Origin of the sequence: Serratia sp. CY47280 (assembly GCF_052168655.1) — a bacterium.
GTDB classification, from domain to species: domain Bacteria; phylum Pseudomonadota; class Gammaproteobacteria; order Enterobacterales; family Enterobacteriaceae; genus Serratia; species Serratia bockelmannii.
Genome location: NZ_JBJNMG010000004.1, coordinates 255,346 through 273,051 on the forward strand (window position 1 = coordinate 255,346; position 17,706 = coordinate 273,051).

Annotated in this window: 17 protein-coding genes; 9 read left to right on the forward strand and 8 right to left on the reverse strand. The window is 61.3% G+C overall.

Translation table 11 applies throughout. The features are described from left to right. The first annotated feature begins 10 nt into the window (after positions 1–10). The gene (gene corA, locus ACJ8J4_RS18105; protein ID WP_004934262.1) at positions 11–961 is read left to right on the forward strand and encodes a magnesium/cobalt transporter CorA; all 951 of its coding nucleotides are present in this window, start codon (positions 11–13) and stop codon (positions 959–961) included. A 16-nt stretch (positions 962–977) separates the two neighbouring features. On the opposite strand, the gene rarD is transcribed toward corA, so the two are convergent. Next, entirely contained in the window at positions 978–1,865 is an 888-nt protein-coding gene (rarD, locus tag ACJ8J4_RS18110; protein ID WP_025304876.1) for an EamA family transporter RarD, read from the reverse strand. Positions 1,866–1,931: 66 nt separating this feature from the next. Further along, entirely contained in the window at positions 1,932–2,402 is a 471-nt protein-coding gene (locus ACJ8J4_RS18115; RefSeq protein WP_016929489.1) for a thioesterase family protein, read from the reverse strand. A gap of 203 nt (positions 2,403–2,605) precedes the next feature. Between ACJ8J4_RS18115 and pldA the strand changes: the two genes are divergently transcribed. From pldA to rhtC, 3 genes are read left to right on the forward strand one after another with little or no spacing between them, the layout of a single operon-like run. Beyond that, complete coding sequence (gene pldA / locus ACJ8J4_RS18120) at positions 2,606–3,484, forward strand: phospholipase A (protein ID WP_025304877.1); 879 nt, start codon at positions 2,606–2,608, stop codon at positions 3,482–3,484. Positions 3,485–3,527: 43 nt separating this feature from the next. Further along, positions 3,528–5,360, forward strand: coding sequence for an ATP-dependent DNA helicase RecQ (gene recQ / locus ACJ8J4_RS18125; RefSeq protein ID WP_025304878.1), 1,833 nt, complete (start codon positions 3,528–3,530; stop codon positions 5,358–5,360). A gap of 12 nt (positions 5,361–5,372) precedes the next feature. Beyond that, positions 5,373–5,993, forward strand: a complete 621-nt coding sequence (rhtC, locus tag ACJ8J4_RS18130) for a threonine export protein RhtC (RefSeq protein ID WP_049203601.1) — start codon at positions 5,373–5,375, stop codon at positions 5,991–5,993. A gap of 48 nt (positions 5,994–6,041) precedes the next feature. On the opposite strand, the gene rhtB is transcribed toward rhtC, so the two are convergent. After that, positions 6,042–6,662, reverse strand: a complete 621-nt coding sequence (rhtB, locus tag ACJ8J4_RS18135) for a homoserine/homoserine lactone efflux protein (RefSeq protein WP_060434791.1) — start codon at positions 6,660–6,662, stop codon at positions 6,042–6,044. Between the two features lie 148 nt (positions 6,663–6,810). Here rhtB and pldB point away from each other — a divergent pair, with 148 nt between their 5' ends. Next, entirely contained in the window at positions 6,811–7,854 is a 1,044-nt protein-coding gene (gene pldB, locus ACJ8J4_RS18140) for a lysophospholipase L2 (protein WP_043142212.1), read from the forward strand. A gap of 4 nt (positions 7,855–7,858) precedes the next feature. Beyond that, a complete protein-coding gene (yigL, locus tag ACJ8J4_RS18145; protein WP_025304881.1) occupies positions 7,859–8,656 on the forward strand; it encodes a sugar/pyridoxal phosphate phosphatase YigL in 798 nt (265 codons plus the stop codon). 54 nt (positions 8,657–8,710) lie between these two features. On the opposite strand, the gene glpQ is transcribed toward yigL, so the two are convergent. Next, positions 8,711–9,790 (reverse strand): glycerophosphodiester phosphodiesterase, encoded by a 1,080-nt coding sequence (gene glpQ / locus ACJ8J4_RS18150; RefSeq protein WP_025304882.1) that lies wholly within the window; start codon positions 9,788–9,790, stop codon positions 8,711–8,713. Positions 9,791–9,872: 82 nt separating this feature from the next. Beyond that, a complete protein-coding gene (glpT, locus tag ACJ8J4_RS18155; RefSeq protein ID WP_025304883.1) occupies positions 9,873–11,228 on the reverse strand; it encodes a glycerol-3-phosphate transporter in 1,356 nt (451 codons plus the stop codon). A 364-nt stretch (positions 11,229–11,592) separates the two neighbouring features. Between glpT and glpA the strand changes: the two genes are divergently transcribed. The 3 genes from glpA to glpC are packed head-to-tail and all read left to right on the forward strand — an operon-like array spanning position 11,593 to position 15,696. Continuing rightward, positions 11,593–13,242 (forward strand): anaerobic glycerol-3-phosphate dehydrogenase subunit A, encoded by a 1,650-nt coding sequence (gene glpA, locus ACJ8J4_RS18160; protein WP_025304884.1) that lies wholly within the window; start codon positions 11,593–11,595, stop codon positions 13,240–13,242. After that, positions 13,232–14,500 (forward strand): glycerol-3-phosphate dehydrogenase subunit GlpB, encoded by a 1,269-nt coding sequence (glpB, locus tag ACJ8J4_RS18165; RefSeq protein WP_025304885.1) that lies wholly within the window; start codon positions 13,232–13,234, stop codon positions 14,498–14,500. Before glpA ends, glpB begins: the two co-directional genes overlap by 11 nt. Further along, entirely contained in the window at positions 14,497–15,696 is a 1,200-nt protein-coding gene (gene glpC, locus ACJ8J4_RS18170) for an anaerobic glycerol-3-phosphate dehydrogenase subunit GlpC (protein ID WP_089181529.1), read from the forward strand. Before glpB ends, glpC begins: the two co-directional genes overlap by 4 nt. 35 nt (positions 15,697–15,731) lie before the next feature. Here the strand turns inward: glpC and ACJ8J4_RS18175 are convergent, their stop codons facing one another. From ACJ8J4_RS18175 to ACJ8J4_RS18185, 3 genes are all read right to left on the reverse strand, one after another. Next, positions 15,732–16,295 carry a DcrB family lipoprotein gene (locus ACJ8J4_RS18175; protein WP_025304887.1) on the reverse strand — a complete coding sequence of 188 codons (564 nt, stop codon included), beginning with the start codon at positions 16,293–16,295 and terminating at the stop codon, positions 15,732–15,734. 80 nt (positions 16,296–16,375) lie between these two features. Next, positions 16,376–16,810 carry a GNAT family N-acetyltransferase gene (locus tag ACJ8J4_RS18180; protein WP_164100214.1) on the reverse strand — a complete coding sequence of 145 codons (435 nt, stop codon included), beginning with the start codon at positions 16,808–16,810 and terminating at the stop codon, positions 16,376–16,378. A gap of 41 nt (positions 16,811–16,851) precedes the next feature. After that, the gene (locus ACJ8J4_RS18185) at positions 16,852–17,511 is read right to left on the reverse strand and encodes a 7-cyano-7-deazaguanine/7-aminomethyl-7-deazaguanine transporter (RefSeq protein WP_025304889.1); all 660 of its coding nucleotides are present in this window, start codon (positions 17,509–17,511) and stop codon (positions 16,852–16,854) included. Between the last annotated feature and the right edge of the window lie 195 nt (positions 17,512–17,706).

The following is a 17,706-nucleotide window of genomic DNA, read 5'->3' on the forward strand; positions in this document are numbered from 1 at the left end:
GTTTTGGCACATGCTGAGCGCTTTTAAATTAGATAACCGCCGCTTGTCCCGTCTGGAACTGGACGACTCGGATGATCTCACGTCATCGCTGTGGGTTGATCTGGTCGAGCCGGAAGAGGGCGAGCGTGAGCGCGTGCAGAATGAGCTGGGACAAAGCCTGGCGACGCGTCCCGAACTGGACGATATCGAAGCCTCCGCCCGTTTCTTCGAAGACGAGGACGGTCTGCATATCCACTCCTTCTTCTACTTCGAAGATGCGGAAGATCACGCCGGCAACTCCACGGTGGCGTTCACCATTCGCGACGGCCGCCTGTATACCCTGCGCGAGCGTGAACTGCCGGCGTTCCGCCTGTACCGCATGCGCGCCCGCAACCAGACCATGCTCGAAGGCAACGCCTACGAACTGCTGCTAGATTTGTTCGAAACCAAGATTGAACAGCTGGCGGACGAGATAGAGAACATCTACAGCGATCTGGAACAGCTCAGCCGGGTGATCATGGAAGGGCATCAGGGCGACGAATACGACGCCGCGCTGTCGACGCTGGCGGAGCTGGAAGATATCGGCTGGAAGGTGCGTTTGTGTCTGATGGATACCCAGCGCGCGCTCAACTTCCTGGTGCGCAAGGCGCGTTTGCCGACCGGCCAGCTGGAGCAGGCGCGTGAAGTGCTGCGCGACATCGAATCCCTGCTGCCGCACAACGAATCGCTGTTCCAGAAGGTGAACTTCCTGATGCAGGCGGCGATGGGCTTCATCAATATCGAACAGAACCGCATCATCAAGATCTTCTCGGTGGTGTCGGTGGTATTCCTGCCGCCTACGCTGGTGGCCTCCAGCTACGGCATGAACTTCGAATTCATGCCGGAACTGAAATGGTCGTTCGGCTACCCGGGCGCCATCACGCTGATGATCCTGGCCGGCCTGGCCCCTTACCTGTACTTCAAGCGCAAAAACTGGCTGTAACCCGGCGGCGCCGGGCTTAGCGCAGCTTGCGTTGGGTGTAGAGCGCGTCGAGGGTGAACAGGATCAGCGCCGCCCAGATAAAGCCGAAGGTCACCAGCTTGTCCTGGCCGATGGTCTCACCGTAGAAGGTGACCGCCAGCAGGAACATCAGCGTCGGGCCGAGATACTGGAAGAAACCGAGCGTCGACAGGCGCAGCCGGGTAGCCGCCGCGGTGAAGCACAGCAGCGGTACGGTGGTGACGATGCCGGCGGCGACCAGCAGCAGGTTCAGCGACCACGGGTTGGCGCTCAGGTGGCTGGTGGGGCTGTCGGCGAACAGGAACAGATAGGCGGCCGCCACCGGCAGCAGCCATAGCGTCTCAATCAGCATGCCGGTCTGGGCGTCGATGGCGATTTTCTTGCGCAGCAGGCCGTAGAAAGCGAAGCTGAACGCCAGCCCCAGACCGATGATCGGCAACGAGCCGAACTGCCAGAGCTGCACCAGCACCCCGGTGAACGCCAGCGCCACCGCCACCCACTGCATGCGACGAAAGCGCTCGCCGAGAAACAGCATCCCCAGCAGCACGTTAACCAGCGGGTTGATGAAGTAGCCCAGGCTGGCTTCCAGCATATGGTGATTGTTCACCGCCCAGATGAACAGCAGCCAGTTGCCGCCGATCAACAGCGCGGTGACCGCCAGCAGCAGCAGTCGTTTGCGGTTTTGGCAGGCGGCGCGCACTTTAGGCCAGTTGCGGCCCAGCGTGATCAGCGCCAGCATGAAGAAAAACGACCAGATGATCCGGTGGGTGAGGATCTCGTCCGCGGACACTTGCTGGATCAGTTTGAAATAGGCCGGGGCAATGCCCCACATAAAATAGGCGGCCAGGGCGAAGAAAATGCCCTGACGCGTTTGCTTTGCGTCCATGACGTCACTCTGGTGGGGAACTTAAGATGCGGTGAGTGTACTGAAGACGCTCACCGCACACAATCATCAGCCGACCAGATAGGTGGCGGTGGCGGTCGCGATATGCAGGCCGTCGTGGTTATGCAGTTCTACGCGCGCCACGGCGACCTTGTTGCCGCTGCGCAGCACGCTGGCGGAGGCGACGAAGTGTTCACCGCGGCCGGGGCGCAGATAGTCGACGCGCAGATCGATGGTGCCCATGCGCGACAGTTTGGCGGCGATCTCTTCTTCGATCAGCGGCTCCAGGCGCGTCAGCACGCCGCCGGCGCAGGCCAGCCCGGCGGCGACGTCAAGCACGGCGGCGATCACGCCGCCATGCAGAATTTCCTGCGCGGCGTTGCCGACCAGCTTGCGCTGGTTGGTGAAGCTCAGCTCGACGTAGTCATCGTCGAAGCGGCGCAGCTCCAGGCCAAGCTCGCGGTTGAACGGCATGTGGTAGACAAAGATTTCGCCGATCTTGCGGCGGGCGGCTTCCAGGGTCAGTGGTGTGGTCGACATAGCGGGTTTCCATTTTTCTTTTGCGTTTTAAGGGAGCTAACTGGTCAGTCCAGGTTAATGAGATGTTGATTTTATGCTTAACCTTTGTTGCTTTCCAGACTATTCCAATAAAACCGGCCTGCGCTGCGGTAAAACGCCCTTTGTGTGTAAAATGGCCTGATTTTTTCCGGGCTTGCCCTTTTTCGTTGGAGTGAGGAGCGGTTATGCGCATTTTGTCAGGGATCGTTTCCGCCACGCTGCTGATGCCGGCGCTGGCATTGGCTGAGGAAGCCAAAGAGCAGCAGATTCACGATAAGCCGGCGGTGCGCGGCAGCATTATCGCCAACCTGCTGCAGGAGCACGAGAATCCGTTCACGCTGTATCCTTACGATCCCAATTATCTGCTGTACACCGACACCAGCGATATCAACAAAGAAGCCATCAAGACGTACAATTGGGGCGACAAGGCGCGCAAGGACGAGGTGAAATACCAACTTAGCCTGGCGTTTCCGCTGTGGCGGGGCATTGCCGGCGACAACTCGGTGCTCGGCGCGTCTTATACTCAGCGCTCCTGGTGGCAATTGTCCAACCGCGGCGAGTCTTCGCCGTTCCGCGAAACCAACTACGAGCCGCAGCTGTTCGTGGGGTGGGCGACCGATTACCGTTTTGCCGGTTGGACGCTGCGCGATGTTGAAATCGGCGTTAACCATCAGTCTAACGGCCGCTCGGATCCGACGTCGCGCAGCTGGAATCGCGGCTATGCGCGGCTGATGGCGCAAAACGGCAACTGGCAGGTGGATCTCAAGCCCTGGTTCCGCTTCTCGGAGAGCTCGAGCAACGACGACAACCCGGACATCACCAAATACATGGGATACTACCGGTTGAAGGTCGGTTACGCCTGGGGCGACAGCGTGTTCAGCGTCGACAGCCACTATAACTGGAACAGCGGCTACGGCGGCGCGGAGCTGGGCTGGAGCTATCCGATCACCCGCAACGTGCGTTTCTATACCCAGGTATTCAGCGGCTACGGCGAATCGCTGATCGACTATAACTTCCGGCAGACACGGGTGGGCGTTGGTGTCATGCTGAACGATATTATGTAATCATACCCGCTGGGTGTGTACCGATGAAAAAATGGGGAAGTGTGTGTCAACCGCAGCAGTGATTAACAGAGAGTTGCTGGCCGAGCAGGTATTGCGCGATACCTTTGGCTATCAGCAATTCCGTCCGGGGCAGCAAACGATTATCAACGCCGCGATCGGCGGGCAGGATTGCCTGGTGGTGATGCCGACCGGCGGCGGCAAGTCGTTGTGCTACCAAATCCCGGCGCTGGTGATGGACGGCCTGACGCTGGTCGTTTCCCCTCTGATCTCGCTGATGAAGGACCAGGTCGACCAACTGTTGGCCTACGGCGTTTCCGCCGCCTGCTATAACTCGACGCAAACCCGCGAGGAGCAGCTGGACGTCATGGCCGGCTGCCGCAACGGTAACATCAAGATGCTGTACATCGCGCCGGAACGGCTGATGATGGAAAGCTTCCTCAACCTGCTCGACCACTGCCCGCCGGCAATGCTGGCGGTGGATGAGGCGCACTGCATCTCGCAGTGGGGCCATGACTTCCGGCCGGAATATCGCGCGCTGGGCCAACTGAAACAGCGCTTCCCGTCGATGCCGGTGATCGCGTTGACTGCCACCGCCGACGAGTCCACCCGCGGCGATATCGTGCGTCTGCTGTCGCTGCAGGATCCGCTGGTGCAGGTCAGTAGCTTCGACCGGCCGAACATCCGCTACACGCTGGTGGAAAAATTCAAACCGCTCGATCAGCTGTGGCGCTTCGTGCAGGATCAGCGCGGTAAGAGCGGCATTATCTATTGCAACAGCCGCGCCAAGGTGGAAGACACCGCTGCGCGCTTGCAAAGCCGCGGGCTGAGCGTCGGTGCCTACCACGCCGGGCTGGACAACGATCGTCGCGCCCAGGTGCAGGAAGCGTTCCAGCGCGACGATCTGCAGGTGGTGGTGGCCACCGTCGCCTTCGGCATGGGCATCAACAAACCCAACGTGCGCTTCGTGGTGCATTTCGACATCCCGCGCAATATCGAATCCTATTATCAGGAGACCGGCCGAGCCGGGCGTGACGGCCTGCCGGCCGAAGCCATCCTGCTGTACGATCCGGCCGACATGGCCTGGCTGCGCCGCTGCCTGGAGGAGAAACCCGCCGGGCAGCAGCTGGACATCGAACGCCACAAGCTGAACGCCATGGGCGCGTTCGCCGAGGCGCAAACCTGCCGCCGCCTGGTGTTGCTCAACTACTTCGGCGAAGGCAAGCACGAGAACTGCGGCAACTGCGACATCTGCCTCGATCCGCCCAAGCGCTACGACGGGCTGGAGGACGCGCGCAAGGCGCTGTCCTGCGTGTACCGCGTCGGCCAGCGCTTTGGCCTCGGGTACATCGTGGAAGTGCTGCGCGGCTCCAACAACCAACGCATTCGTGAATACGGTCACGACAAGCTGCCGGTGTACGGCATCGGCCGCGATCAAACCACGGAGCACTGGACCAGCGTGCTGCGTCAGCTGATCCATCTGGGCTTTATCACCCAAAACATCGCCATGCACTCGGCGCTACAATTGACCGAGGCGGCGCGTCCGGTGTTGCGCGGCGAGGTGGCGCTGCAGCTGGCGGTGCCGCGTATTCAGAGCCTGAAGTCGCGCAGCAGCGCCAACCAGAAATCCTACGGCGGCAATTACGATCGCAAGCTGTTCGCCAAGCTGCGCAAACTGCGCAAATCGATCGCCGACGAAGAAAACATCCCGCCTTACGTGGTGTTCAACGACGCCACGCTGCTGGAAATGGCCGAACAGATGCCGATCAAGGCCGGCGATCTGCTGAGCGTCAACGGCGTCGGCCAGCGCAAACTGGAGCGTTTCGGCGCGCCCTTTATGGCGATGATCCGCGACCATCTCGACAATGATGAAGACTGAGGGCGATAAATCATGCTGATGCTGTTTCTCACCGTGGCGCTGGTGCATCTGATTGCGCTGATGAGCCCGGGGCCGGACTTCTTTTTCGTGTCGCAAACCGCCGCCAGCCGTTCGCGCCGTGAGGCGATGATGGGCGTGGTCGGCATTTCGCTCGGCATCGTGGTTTGGGCCGGCGTGGCGTTGATGGGGCTGCATCTGATCCTGCAGAAGATGGCCTGGCTGCATCAGGTCATCATGGTCGGCGGCGGCATTTACCTGTGCTGGATGGGGTGGCAACTGCTGCGTTCCGCGCGGGCGCAGCAAGCTGCTCCGGCGGCGGAGGCCCAGGTGGCGTTGCCGAAGGCCGGGCGCAGCTTTATTCGCGGCTTCCTGACCAACCTGTCCAACCCGAAAGCGGTGATCTATTTCGGCAGCGTGTTCTCGCTGTTCGTCGGTGACAGCGTCGGCGCCGGCGCGCGCTGGGGGCTGTTCTTGCTGATCGTTGCCGAGACCTTCGTCTGGTTCAGCCTGGTGGCGGTGGTGTTCGCGCTGCCGGCGATGCGCCGCGGCTATCAGCGGTTGGCCAAGTGGATCGACGGGGTGGCGGGCGTGCTGTTCACCGGCTTCGGGTTACACCTGATCTTTACCCGCTGACCGGCGGTGAGATGCCCAAGGCCGAGCAGCGATGCCCGGCCTTTTTTGTCAGGCTTTGCGGGCGGTCGCCAGCAGCCCCGCCACCAAAATGAACAGTGAACCGAACACCCGGTTAAGCAGCTGCATCTGGCGCGGCGTTTTCAGCCAGCCGGCGATGCGCGTCGCCAGGGTGGCGTAACCGATCATCACCAGAATATCCACCACCACGGTGGTGACGCCGAGCACCAGGTACTGCTCGGCCTGCGGTTGATTGGGCAAGATGAACTGCGGGAACAGCGCGGCGAGGAACACGATGCTTTTCGGGTTGGTCAGGTTGACCAGCACCGCGCGGCGGAACAGACGGCGGCGCGGCATGCTGCCCGCCAGCGCATGCAGATCCAGCGCGCCGGCGGCGCGCCATTGCTGGATGCCGAGCCACACCAGGTAGGCGGCGCCCAACCATTTCAGCAGCTCGAACGCCAGCAGCGATTGCGATATCAGCGCGCCGAGACCGATGCCCACCAGCACGATGTGCGCGCTCAACCCGACCTGCAGGCCGGCGATTGACGCGGCGGCGCCGCGATAGCCGTGGCTGATGCCGGTGCTCATGGTGTTGATGGCGCCGGATCCAGGGGACAGGCTAAGGATAAGCGTGGTCAGCAGGTAGGTTAACCACCAGTCCAAGGTCATGGTTCTCGGCTCCCTGAAAGTGTCGTTTTGTGCCACAATGCGCCGAGGCGGCGCCGTTTTTTGTCAGAATTGAATCACAATACGCTAGTATGATTTCTTGTGCCAGCGGTCACATTTTTCCGCCGGCCCCACAGGGAAAACGCTCTCGATGACCTCGTTCACTCTCAGCTCCGATGACTGGTTAACGCGTGAAACGCAGTTCGCTGCCTTCGCCACCGGGCCGCTGCTGGATTTCTGGCGGCAGCGCGAAGAAGGCGAGTTCAGCGGCGTGGACGGCGTGCCGATCCGCTTTGTGCGTTTCAGTTCCGCGCGGCATCAGCGCGTGGTGGTGGTCAGCCCCGGCCGCATCGAAAGCTACGTGAAATACCCCGAGGTGGCCTACGATCTGTTCCACTGCGGTTACGACGTGGTGATCGTCGATCATCGCGGCCAAGGGCGTTCCGGGCGTTTACTGGCGGATACGCACCGCGGTCATGTGGTAAACTTCGCCGACTACGTGGACGATTTCGAGCAGCTTTGGCAGCGCGAAGTCGAGTCGCGCGGTTACCGGCAGCGCTTCGCGCTGGCGCATTCGATGGGCGGCGCGATCCTGGCGCAGTTCCTGCAACGCCGGCCGCAGGCGTTCGATGCGGCGGCGTTTTGCGCGCCGATGTTCGGCATCCAGTTGCCGATGCCGGGCTGGCTGGCCGACCGCATCCTCGACTGGGCGGAGACCCGTCCGGCGATCCGCGACTACTACGCGGTGGGCACCGGCCAGTGGCGGCCGCTGCCTTATGTGGTCAACGTGTTGACCCACAGCCGCGAACGCTACCGGCGTAGCCTGCGCTATTACGCCGATTACCCCGAGCTGCAGGTGGGCGGACCGACCTACCATTGGGTGCGGGAGAGCATCCGCGCCGGCCGGCAGATTATCGCGCAGGCCGGGGAGATAACAACGCCGCTGTTGCTTTTGCAAGCCGGTGAGGAACGGGTGGTTGACAACCGTTCGCACCAGGCTTTTTGTCAGGCTCTGTCAGACGCGGGGCGCCCTTGCGAAGGGGGGCTTCCGTGGGTTATCAACGGCGCACGCCATGAGATCCTGTTCGAGCGGGACGCGATGCGCGCCGAAGCACTGAACGCAATCCTGCGCTTCTTTGCTCAACACTTAGGTGGCGCGCTGCCGCCGACAACTCCATCAGAGGTTAGAACATAACGCTATGTATCACGTCGTCGCTTCCGATTTAGATGGCACGCTGCTGTCTCCCGACCATACCCTGTCGCCGTACGCCAAAGAAACGCTGAAGTTGCTGACCCAGCGCGGCGTGCATTTCGTGTTCGCCACCGGCCGCCACCACATCGACGTGGCGCAGATCCGCGACAGTCTGGAGATCAGTGCCTTTATGATCACCTCCAACGGCGCGCGGGTGCACAACACGGCCGGCGAGCTGATCTTCAGCCACAACCTGGACGAGGATATCGCCCGCGATCTGTACGGCATGCTGCACGACGATCCGGAGATAACCACCAACGTCTACCGTAACGATGACTGGTTCATCAACCGCGAAAGCCCGGAGCAGGAAGAGTTCTTCCAGGAGTCGGTATTCAAATATCAGCTGTTTGAGCCGGGCCTGCTGGAAACCGACGGCGTCTGCAAGGTTTACTTTACCTGTGAAGATCATGAGCGGTTGCTGCAGGTGGAAGACGCCATCAACGCGCGCTGGGGCGATCGGGTCAACGTCAGCTTCTCGTTCCCGACCTGTCTGGAAGTGATGGCGGGCGGCGTGTCGAAAGGGCATGCGCTGGAAGAAGTGGCCAAGATCATCGGCTATACGCTGCAAGAGTGCATCGCCTTCGGCGACGGTATGAACGATCTGGAGATGCTGTCGATGGCCGGCAAGGGCTGCATCATGCGCGACGCGCATCAGCGCCTGAAGGATATGCTGCCGGAGCTGGAAGTGATCGGCTCCAATGTCGATAACGCGGTGCCGCACTACCTGCGCAAGATGTTCCTCTGAGATAACCAGGCCGTTTCTCTGAAATAACAAGGGCGCCTTGCGGCGCCCTTGGCATTACTTGTGCTGGCCCTGCTTCTGCAGGAACTGCACGCCCTTGTCCGGGAAGTCGGTGAACACGCCGTCGACGCCGGCCTGGTTGTAAATCACGTCATACAGTTGGTTCACGTCGGTCACGTACTTCGGCAGCGCATCGGCGCGGATGGTGAACGGATGCACCGCCAGCTTGCTGGCGTGCGCTTCTTTCACCATGTCGGTCAGCACGATGTGGCCCGGCTTGGATTGATCCGCCACCACCAGCATGTGGTAGTCCGGCCCGATACCGTCGGCATACTGAGCGATTTTCTTCATCGCGCCCGGTTTGAACATCCAGTCATAGTCGTATTCCACCCACTTGCCGTCGGCTTTCTGCTCGTAGGTTTCCTGCCAGTCGTTGTAGGCGATCAGCTGAACCAGCTTCAGATCCATGCCCAGCTTCGGCTCCAGCTCGTTCTTGATGCGTTTGAGTTCGTTGGCGTCGAAGCACTGCAGGTAGACGTTGTCGTTCTTGCCGGTGTAACCGTACTGCTTGAGCACCGCCAGCACTTTGCTGGAGATGTCTTTGCCTTCCTGCTTGTGGAACCAAGGCGCTTTGATTTCAGGATAGATGCCGATGTTTTTGCCGGTCGAATGGTTCAGACCCTGTACGAACTCGATCTCTTCCTGGAAGGTGTGGACGCGGAAGTCGGATTTGCCCATCGGGAAGCGGCCAGGGTAGCCCTGTACCTTCTTGCCGTTTTCGATGTCAAAGCCTTCGGTGAACTTCAGCGATTTGATCTCCGCCAGCGTAAAGTCGATGGCGTAATAACGGCCGTCTTTGCGTGCGCGGTTCGGGAAACGTTCGGCGACGTCGGTGACGCGATCGAGGTAATGGTCGTGCAGCACCACCAGCTCGTTGTCTTTGGTCATCACCAGATCTTGTTCGAGGTAATCGGCGCCCTGCGCGTAGGCCATTGCCTTCGCCGGCAGAGTGTGTTCCGGCAGGTAGCCGCTGGCGCCGCGGTGGGCGATCACCACTTTGTCCGCCGCCTGGGCGGCGCTGACCATTGAGGTGGCGAGAATGATCCCTGTCAGCAGGGCTTTGACTTGAGTCCGCATTCCGTTTTCTCCGTGTTGTTGGGGGCAGGGTAGTAAAAAGGCCGCAGGGCGGCCTTTAAATCATGCAAAAGTCGTGTGACGGTTAGCCGCGCTTGCCGGCAGCGATTTCCGCGTGGTGTTTCTTCTCGTTCAGCATGGTCAGCAGCAGCAGGATAACCGCCAGCACGCCGCCGCCGATCATCACCATGAAGCCGCCGTCCCAACCGAAGAAGTCTACGGTGTAACCGACGATGGCGCTGGCCGCAACCGAGCCGCCCAGGTAGCCGAACAGGCCGGTGAAGCCCGCGGCGGTGCCGGCGGCTTTCTTCGGCGCCAGCTCCAGCGCGTGCAGGCCGATCAGCATCACCGGGCCGTAGATCAGGAAGCCGATGACCAGCATACAGATCATGTCCACGGTCGGGTTACCGGCCGGGTTCATCCAGAACACCACGGTGGCGATGGTCACCAGCGTCATGAAGAACACGCCGGTGGCGCCGCGGTTGCCTTTGAACACTTTGTCCGACATCCAGCCGCACAGCAGGGTGCCCGGGATACCGGCGTATTCATACAGGAAGTAGGCCCAGGAAGACTTGTCCAGCGCGAAGTGCTTCACTTCTTTCAGGTAGGTCGGTGACCAGTCCAGAATGCCGTAACGCAGCAGGTAGACGAACACGTTGGCGACCGCGATGTACCACAACAGCTTGTTCGGCAGGATGTACTGCATGAAGATCTGCTTGGCGGTCAGCTCTTCTTCGTCTTTTTCGCTGTAGTCGTCCGGGTAGTCGTTTTTGTACTCTTCAATCGGCGGCAGGCCGCAGGATTGCGGGGTATCGCGCATCAGGGCGAAGGCGATCAGGGCCACCAGGATGGCGCCGAAGGCCGGCATGTACAGCGCCGCGTGCCAGTCGTTGAACCAGGCCATGCCCAGCAGGAACAGCAGCGGCGGCAGGCCGCCACCCACGTTGTGGGCGCAGTTCCAGATGGAGACGATGCCGCCGCGTTCTTTCTGCGACCACCAGTGCACCATGGTGCGGCCGCACGGCGGCCAACCCATGCCCTGGAACCAGCCGCACAGGAACAGCAGAACGAACATCACCGCGATGCTGGAAGTTGCCCACGGTACGAAGCCCATGAACAACATCACCGCCGCCGCCAGGATCAGGCCGGCAGGCAGGAATACTCGCGGGTTGGAACGGTCAGAGACCGAACCCATGATGAATTTGGAGAAGCCGTAGGCGATAGAGATGCCCGACAGCGCGAAGCCGAGGTCGCCGCGGCTGAAGCCTTGTTCGATCAGGTAAGGCATGGCCAGGGTGAAGTTCTTACGCACCAGATAGTAGGCGGCGTAACCGAAGAAGATCCCCAGGAAAATTTGCCAACGCAGCTTACGGTAGAGCGGATCTACCTTATCGCTCGGCACACGGGCGATGTGTGCGGCTGGCTTAAAAATACTCAACATGAGCGCCTCCGATGGCTTTATCTGTTATCACATCAATATGACCTTTTACGTTCATTTGATGATTGAGCGGATATCGAATGTGGTGTTTTTGTGTTCCATAACGAGCGCCATTGTCATCAAATACGCCTGGTGTCGCTGTGACGAATGGCGCAATTGTTACACTTTCATGAAACCACGGCGGATTTTGAGCGATTCGTTAACGTTATGAAATAGAAAAACGTCCAAAAATCGTGATTATGATCACATTGATGGTTTTTTGTGGTCATTTTTATTTCGTTTTATGTTCGTTATTGTTCCTTATCAAACAAAGACCCCAATAACCGTGGCTCAATAGGCTCATAACTACCGATCCTGAGGGAGCGACATGAGCAGCTATTTTGACGGCGGCGAAACGGATGTGATCATCATCGGCGGCGGCGCCACCGGCGCAGGCATTGCCCGCGACTGTGCGCGGCGCGGCCTGCGATGCATTTTGCTGGAGCGCCACGACATCGCTACCGGCGCCACCGGCCGCAACCACGGTTTATTGCACAGCGGCGCGCGCTATGCGGTGACCGACGGCGAGTCGGCGCGCGAGTGCATCGAAGAAAACCGCATCCTGAAACGCATCGCGCATCACTGTATCGAGCGCACCGACGGGCTGTTCATCACCTTGCCGCAAGACTCGCTGGACTATCAGCAGCAGTTTATCGCGGCCTGTCGCCAGGCCGACATCGACGCCGAAGCGATCGACCCGCAGCTGGCGCTGCGGTTGGAGCCGGCGGCTAACCCGGCGCTGATCGGCGCGGTGCGCGTACCGGACGGCACCGTCGATCCCTTCCGGCTGACCGCCGCCAACATGTTGGACGCGCGCGAGCACGGTGCGCAGATCCTGACCTACCACCAGGTGGTGGGATTGTTGCGCAGCGGCGATCGGGTAACGGGCGTGCGCGTTTACGACCATCAGAATCAGCGGCGCTATGAACTGCACGCGTCTGTGGTGGTCAACGCCGCCGGTATCTGGGGCCAGCAGATTGCCGAATATGCCGATTTACGCATTCGCATGTTCCCGGCCAAGGGAGCGCTGCTGATCCTCGGCCATCGCATCAACAACATGGTGATCAACCGCTGCCGCAAACCGGCGGACGCCGACATCCTGGTGCCGGGCGACACCATCTCGCTGATCGGCACCACCTCGACCCATATCGACTACGACCAAATTGACAACATGCTGGTGACCCCGCAGGAGGTGGACATTCTGATCCGCGAGGGGGCACTGTTGGCGCCCACCCTGGCGCAGACCCGCATTCTGCGCGCCTATGCCGGGGTGCGGCCGCTGGTCGCCAGCGACGACGATCCCAGCGGGCGCAACGTCAGCCGCGGCATCGTGCTGCTCGATCACGCCGCCCGCGACGGGCTGGAAGGGTTTATCACCATCACCGGCGGCAAGCTGATGACCTACCGCCTGATGGCGGAGTGGGCCACCGACAAGGTGTGCGAAAAGCTTGGCGTAAACCGTCCGTGCACCACCGCGCAGGACGCGTTGCCCGGATCCCGCCAGTCGGCGGAGGAAACGGTGCGCAGCGTGGTTTCACTGCCCGCCAGCATCCGTGGCTCGGCGATTTACCGCCACGGCGATCGCGCCAGCCAGGTGCCGGCGGCCGATCGGCTCGACACCAGCCTGGTGTGCGAATGCGAGGCGGTGACCGCCGGGGAAGTGCGTTATGCGGTCAATTCGCTGACCGTCAATAACCTGGTGGATCTGCGCCGCCGCACCCGCGTCGGCATGGGCACCTGCCAGGGCGAACTCTGCGCCTGCCGCGCCGCCGGGCTGCTGACGCGCTTTAACGTCAGCACGCCGCAGCAATCCATCGCGCAGCTGTCGCAGTTCCTCAACGAACGCTGGAAAGGCGTACGGCCGATCGCCTGGGGCGATGCGCTGCGCGAGAGCGAATTTACCAGTTGGGTTTACCAGGGGTTATGCGGGCTTGAAGCCCAGGCCGACCAGGAGCAGGAGGCAGATGATGCGATTTGACGTCGTGGTGATTGGCGGCGGTCTGGCGGGCCTGAGCTGCGCCATTGCCGTGGCCGAACAGGGCAAGCGCTGCGCGGTGGTCAGTTCTGGCCAGAGCGCGCTCTACTTCTCCTCCGGCTCGCTCGACCTGTTGGCGAGATTGCCGGACGGCACGCCGGTCGAGATGCCGCTGGCGGCGTTGCCGCAGCTGGCGCAGCAGGCGCCGCAGCATCCGTATGCCCTGATCGGGCCCGGCCGGGTGGCGGCGCTGTCCGCTGCCGCACAGCGGCTGCTGGAGCGCTGCGGGTTGAACCTGCAGGGGGAGGGAACCAATAACCATCTGCGCATTACGCCGCTGGGCACGCGCCGCGCCACCTGGCTCAGCCCGCAGGCGATCCCGACGCTGCCGCTGACCGGCCAACTGCCGTGGCGGCGCATCGCGGTGATCGGCATCGAAGGGTTCCTCGACTTCCAGCCGCAGATGGCCGCCGATTCCCTGAGCCGCGAGCTCGGCGTGCAGACGGACGTGGCCTATCTGCACATGCCGGCGCTGGACAGATTGCGCAATAACCCCAGTGAGTTCCGCGCGGTGAACATCGCCCGGGTACTGGATTTGATGGAAAGCCTGCCGCCGATGGCCGAAGAGCTGCGGCGGCTGGCGGGCGAGGCCGAGGCGCTCTTCCTGCCGGCCTGTCTGGGCCTGGAGGACGATGCGTCGCTGGCGGTGTTGCAGGATGCGGTCGGCAAACCGATCCGACTGCTGCCGACGTTGCCGCCTTCGGTGCCCGGCATGCGCTTGCATCAGGCGCTGCGGCGGCGTTTTCAGCAGCTGGGCGGCATTTTCATGCCCGGCGACAGCGTGCTGCGCGCCGAGAGCGAGGCTGGCCGCATCACCGGTTTGTACACCCGCAACCACGGCGATATTCCGCTGCGAGCGCAGCAGGTGGTGCTGGCCAGCGGCAGCTTCTTCAGCAATGGGCTGGTGGCGGATTTCGACGGGGTACGCGAGCCGATCTTCGGGCTGGACGTGCACAGCCGCGCCGATCGCGCCGACTGGAGCCAGCGCGAGCTGTTTGCACCGCAGCCTTATCTGCAGTTTGGCGTGCGCACCGACGGCAGGCTGCGGGCGATGAAACAGGGAATGCCGTTCGACAATCTGTATGCCATCGGCGCGGTCGCCGGCGGCTACGATCCGCTGCAGCAGGGCTGCGGCGCCGGCGTGTCATTGATCGGTGCGCTGCACGTCGCGCAGCAGATCGCCGCGGAGGAGTGCGTATGAGCCTGCATCAGGACCACAGCTTTGAAAGCTGCATCAAATGTACCGTCTGTACCACCTACTGCCCGGTCGCCAAAGTGAACCCGCTCTATCCGGGGCCGAAACAGGCGGGGCCGGACGGCGAGCGGCTGCGGTTGAAAGACCCGGCGCTGTACGACGAAGCGCTGAAATACTGCACCAACTGCAAGCGTTGTGAAGTGGCCTGCCCGTCCGACGTCAAAATCGGCGACATCATTCAGCGCGCCCGCGCCGACTTCGCCCAGAGCAAGCCGACGCTGCGCGACGCCATCCTCAGCCACACCGATATCATGGGCTCGCTGTCGACGCCGTTTGCGCCGATCGTCAACGCCGCTACCGGGCTGAAACCGGTGCGCAAGCTGTTGGACAAGGCGCTGAAGATCGATCACCGCCGTGAACTGCCGAAATACTCGTTCGGCACTTTCCGCCGCTGGTACCGGCAACAGGCGCAGGCTCAGCAGCGTTACGCCGAGCAGGTGGCGTTTTTCCACGGCTGCTTCGTCAACTATAACCATCCGCAGCTGGGCAAGGATTTGATCCGGGTGTTCAACGCGCTGGATATCGGCGTGCAGCTGCTGAAACGCGAGAAATGCTGCGGCGTGCCGCTGATCGCCAACGGGTTTATCGAGCAGGCTAAAAAGCAGGCCAGGGTCAATGCCGAATCGCTGCAGGAAACGGTGCTGGAGCGCGGCATTCCGGTGGTGGCGACCTCATCGAGCTGCACCTTCACCCTGCGTGACGAATACCCTCATCTGCTGGACGTAGACACCACTGCGGTGCGCGATCGGGTGGAGCTGGCGACGCGCTATCTCTATCGCCTGATCAATCAGGGGCGCAGCCTGCCGCTCAAGCGCACGCCGCTGCGGGTGGCTTATCACACGCCTTGCCATATGGAGAAGATGGGCTGGACCGCCTACACCCTGGAGCTGCTGCGGCAGATACCGGGGCTGGAGCTGGTGGTGCTGGATTCGCAGTGCTGCGGCATCGCCGGCACCTACGGGTTCAAATCGGAGAACTACGCCACGTCGCAAGGCATCGGCGCGCCGCTGTTCCGGCAGATAGAAGAGAGCGGGGTGGATCTGGTGGTGACCGACTGCGAAACCTGCAAATGGCAGATAGAAATGTCCACCAGCAAGCGCTGCGAACATCCGATCACCCTGCTGGCGCAGGCGCTGGTATAAAAACGAAAGGGCCGGCAAACCGGCCCTCTGTGGGATTACTGCTTCAGCTTCAGGGTGGAGATGATGCCTTCGGCTTCGGTCTGCGCCTGCTGCTGATTGTCCGCCGGCAGCGTCACCTGAATGGTCAGCATGTTGTTGTTCAGCGAGCCGATCAGGACGGAAGAATAAGCCTTTTCACCGCCGCTGGTGATGATACTGTCCAACTGACGCAGCGGCACGCCGTTGACGTCGAGCGCCTTGTTGGTGATCACCTGCAGGTTGGCGTCACGCGCGCGCTGGGTATTCTCCAGGCGCTTGGCCAGGGTCTCCAGGCTGTCGGCGGTCTTGTCGCCCAAGATGACGATCACCGCGCGCTGGCCGGTGCTGTCTGCGTAAACATGCATGTTGTTGGCCTGGTTGCCCAGCTTGCCGCTCTGATCCGCCATGCCGACCGGCAGGGTGAACGCCAGTTTACCGTCCAGCAGGCTCACCTGCTGCCCGGCCGGCGCGCTGGCTGCCGCGCCGTCTGGCGCTGCCTTGGTGTCTTTGGTGTTGCCGTCGCAGGCCGCGAGGCCAAGCGCCAGCAGGCTGATACCCATCAATTTCGCTACTTTACGCATCAGGCTTCCTTCTTCCTTTCCGGTAGGGATTTACTGTCGTATCGCAACCTATTCCAGGTTGAAATGCAAGGCAGATGTTGTCACAAGTTTTTTTCCAGTAATAGCCGATAATCAGCCACTTCGCCTTTCTTTTCCAGTTGAACAATCTGATAGTGGTGGGTGAGCAGCATCGTCAGCATGGCGCGGAACCGGTTACGGGTTTTGACCGTCAGTTGGCGATAGCCCTGCGCCCGAGCCCAGCGTTCCTGTTCGGCCAACAAGGCCTGCGCCACGCCGTGGCGACGGAATGCCGGCAGCACGCCACCCAGCCAGCTGTAAAACACCGTTTCCTGCCGTTGATAACCGAGTTTGAAACCGGCCGGCTGCCCGTCTATCTCGGCGATCAACAGGCTGGCGGGGGCGGTGCCGATACGCCGCTGCAGATCGGCCAGGCTATGCAGGCCGCCGAATTCGGGGATGCGTTGGTAAAGGCGGTGGATTTCTTCGAGCGTGGCGGTGCGGACGATGGGGATCATGAGCGGCCTCCAAAGAATAGGGCCGCCCAGAATAGCATGGCTCAGCTCGGCTGCAGGCTGCCGCTGCGCGCCGCGATGCGTTTGAGCAGCATGTTCAGCAACACGCCGTACATCGGCAAGAAGAACAGCAGGCAGATCATCACCTTGAAGCTGTAATCCACCAGCGCAATCTCCACCCAGTTGTTGGCCATGAACGGATCGCTGCTCTTGTAGAAGGCGATGAAGAAGAACGCCAGCGTATCGCTGATGTTGCCGAGGAACATCGCCGCCGCCGGCGCCACCCACCAGGCGCTGCGTTGGCGCAGACGGTTAAACACGTGTACGTCGAGGATCTGGCCGAGCACATAGGCCATAAAGCTGGCCACGGCGATGCGCGCCACGAACAGGTTAAAACTGCTCAGCGCCGCGAAGCCCTGCCATTCTCCCTGATAGGTGACGGTGGAGATCACATAAGAGATGAACAGCGCCGGCACCATCACCGCCAGGATAATACGTCGCGCCAGCGGCGCGCCGAAGATGCGCACGGTCAGATCGGTCGCCAGGAAGATAAACGGGAAGGTAAAGGCGCCCCAGGTGGTATGGAAGCCGAAAACGGTGATCGGCAGCTGCACCAGGTAGTTGCTGGAGGTAATGATGGCGATATGAAACAGCGAAAGCCAGACCAACGCCGTGAAGCGCTGCTGTGCGGTAAACGAATACATGTTGTAGCCTTTTTAGCAGTGGGGTGAGGGAACCCAGTGTGTCTTGTCAAAACAGCAAAAAACGCTGCGCGGCGGCATGATACGCGTTTGCGCAACCAATGCAATGGTTAAATTTAACGCAAACGTTAACGCATCTTGCGCAGAAAAACTACCGGCGTAAACTAGGCGCTAATGAGATGCGGCGAGCGTTCGCCG

Excerpts from the sequence above, each read along its gene's own strand:
- corA (WP_004934262.1), top strand. The coding sequence starts at position 11 with ATGCTGAGCGCTTTTAAATTAGATAACCGCCGCTTGTCCCGTCTGGAA.
- rarD (WP_025304876.1), bottom strand. The coding sequence starts at position 1,865 with ATGGACGCAAAGCAAACGCGTCAGGGCATTTTCTTCGCCCTGGCCGCC.
- ACJ8J4_RS18115 (WP_016929489.1), bottom strand. The coding sequence starts at position 2,402 with ATGTCGACCACACCACTGACCCTGGAAGCCGCCCGCCGCAAGATCGGC.
- pldA (WP_025304877.1), top strand. The coding sequence starts at position 2,606 with ATGCGCATTTTGTCAGGGATCGTTTCCGCCACGCTGCTGATGCCGGCG.
- rhtC (WP_049203601.1), top strand. The coding sequence starts at position 5,373 with ATGCTGATGCTGTTTCTCACCGTGGCGCTGGTGCATCTGATTGCGCTG.
- rhtB (WP_060434791.1), bottom strand. The coding sequence starts at position 6,662 with ATGACCTTGGACTGGTGGTTAACCTACCTGCTGACCACGCTTATCCTT.
- pldB (WP_043142212.1), top strand. The coding sequence starts at position 6,811 with ATGACCTCGTTCACTCTCAGCTCCGATGACTGGTTAACGCGTGAAACG.
- yigL (WP_025304881.1), top strand. The coding sequence starts at position 7,859 with ATGTATCACGTCGTCGCTTCCGATTTAGATGGCACGCTGCTGTCTCCC.
- glpQ (WP_025304882.1), bottom strand. The coding sequence starts at position 9,790 with ATGCGGACTCAAGTCAAAGCCCTGCTGACAGGGATCATTCTCGCCACC.
- glpT (WP_025304883.1), bottom strand. The coding sequence starts at position 11,228 with ATGTTGAGTATTTTTAAGCCAGCCGCACACATCGCCCGTGTGCCGAGC.
- glpA (WP_025304884.1), top strand. The coding sequence starts at position 11,593 with ATGAGCAGCTATTTTGACGGCGGCGAAACGGATGTGATCATCATCGGC.
- glpB (WP_025304885.1), top strand. The coding sequence starts at position 13,232 with ATGCGATTTGACGTCGTGGTGATTGGCGGCGGTCTGGCGGGCCTGAGC.
- glpC (WP_089181529.1), top strand. The coding sequence starts at position 14,497 with ATGAGCCTGCATCAGGACCACAGCTTTGAAAGCTGCATCAAATGTACC.
- ACJ8J4_RS18175 (WP_025304887.1), bottom strand. The coding sequence starts at position 16,295 with ATGCGTAAAGTAGCGAAATTGATGGGTATCAGCCTGCTGGCGCTTGGC.
- ACJ8J4_RS18180 (WP_164100214.1), bottom strand. The coding sequence starts at position 16,810 with ATGATCCCCATCGTCCGCACCGCCACGCTCGAAGAAATCCACCGCCTT.
- ACJ8J4_RS18185 (WP_025304889.1), bottom strand. The coding sequence starts at position 17,511 with ATGTATTCGTTTACCGCACAGCAGCGCTTCACGGCGTTGGTCTGGCTT.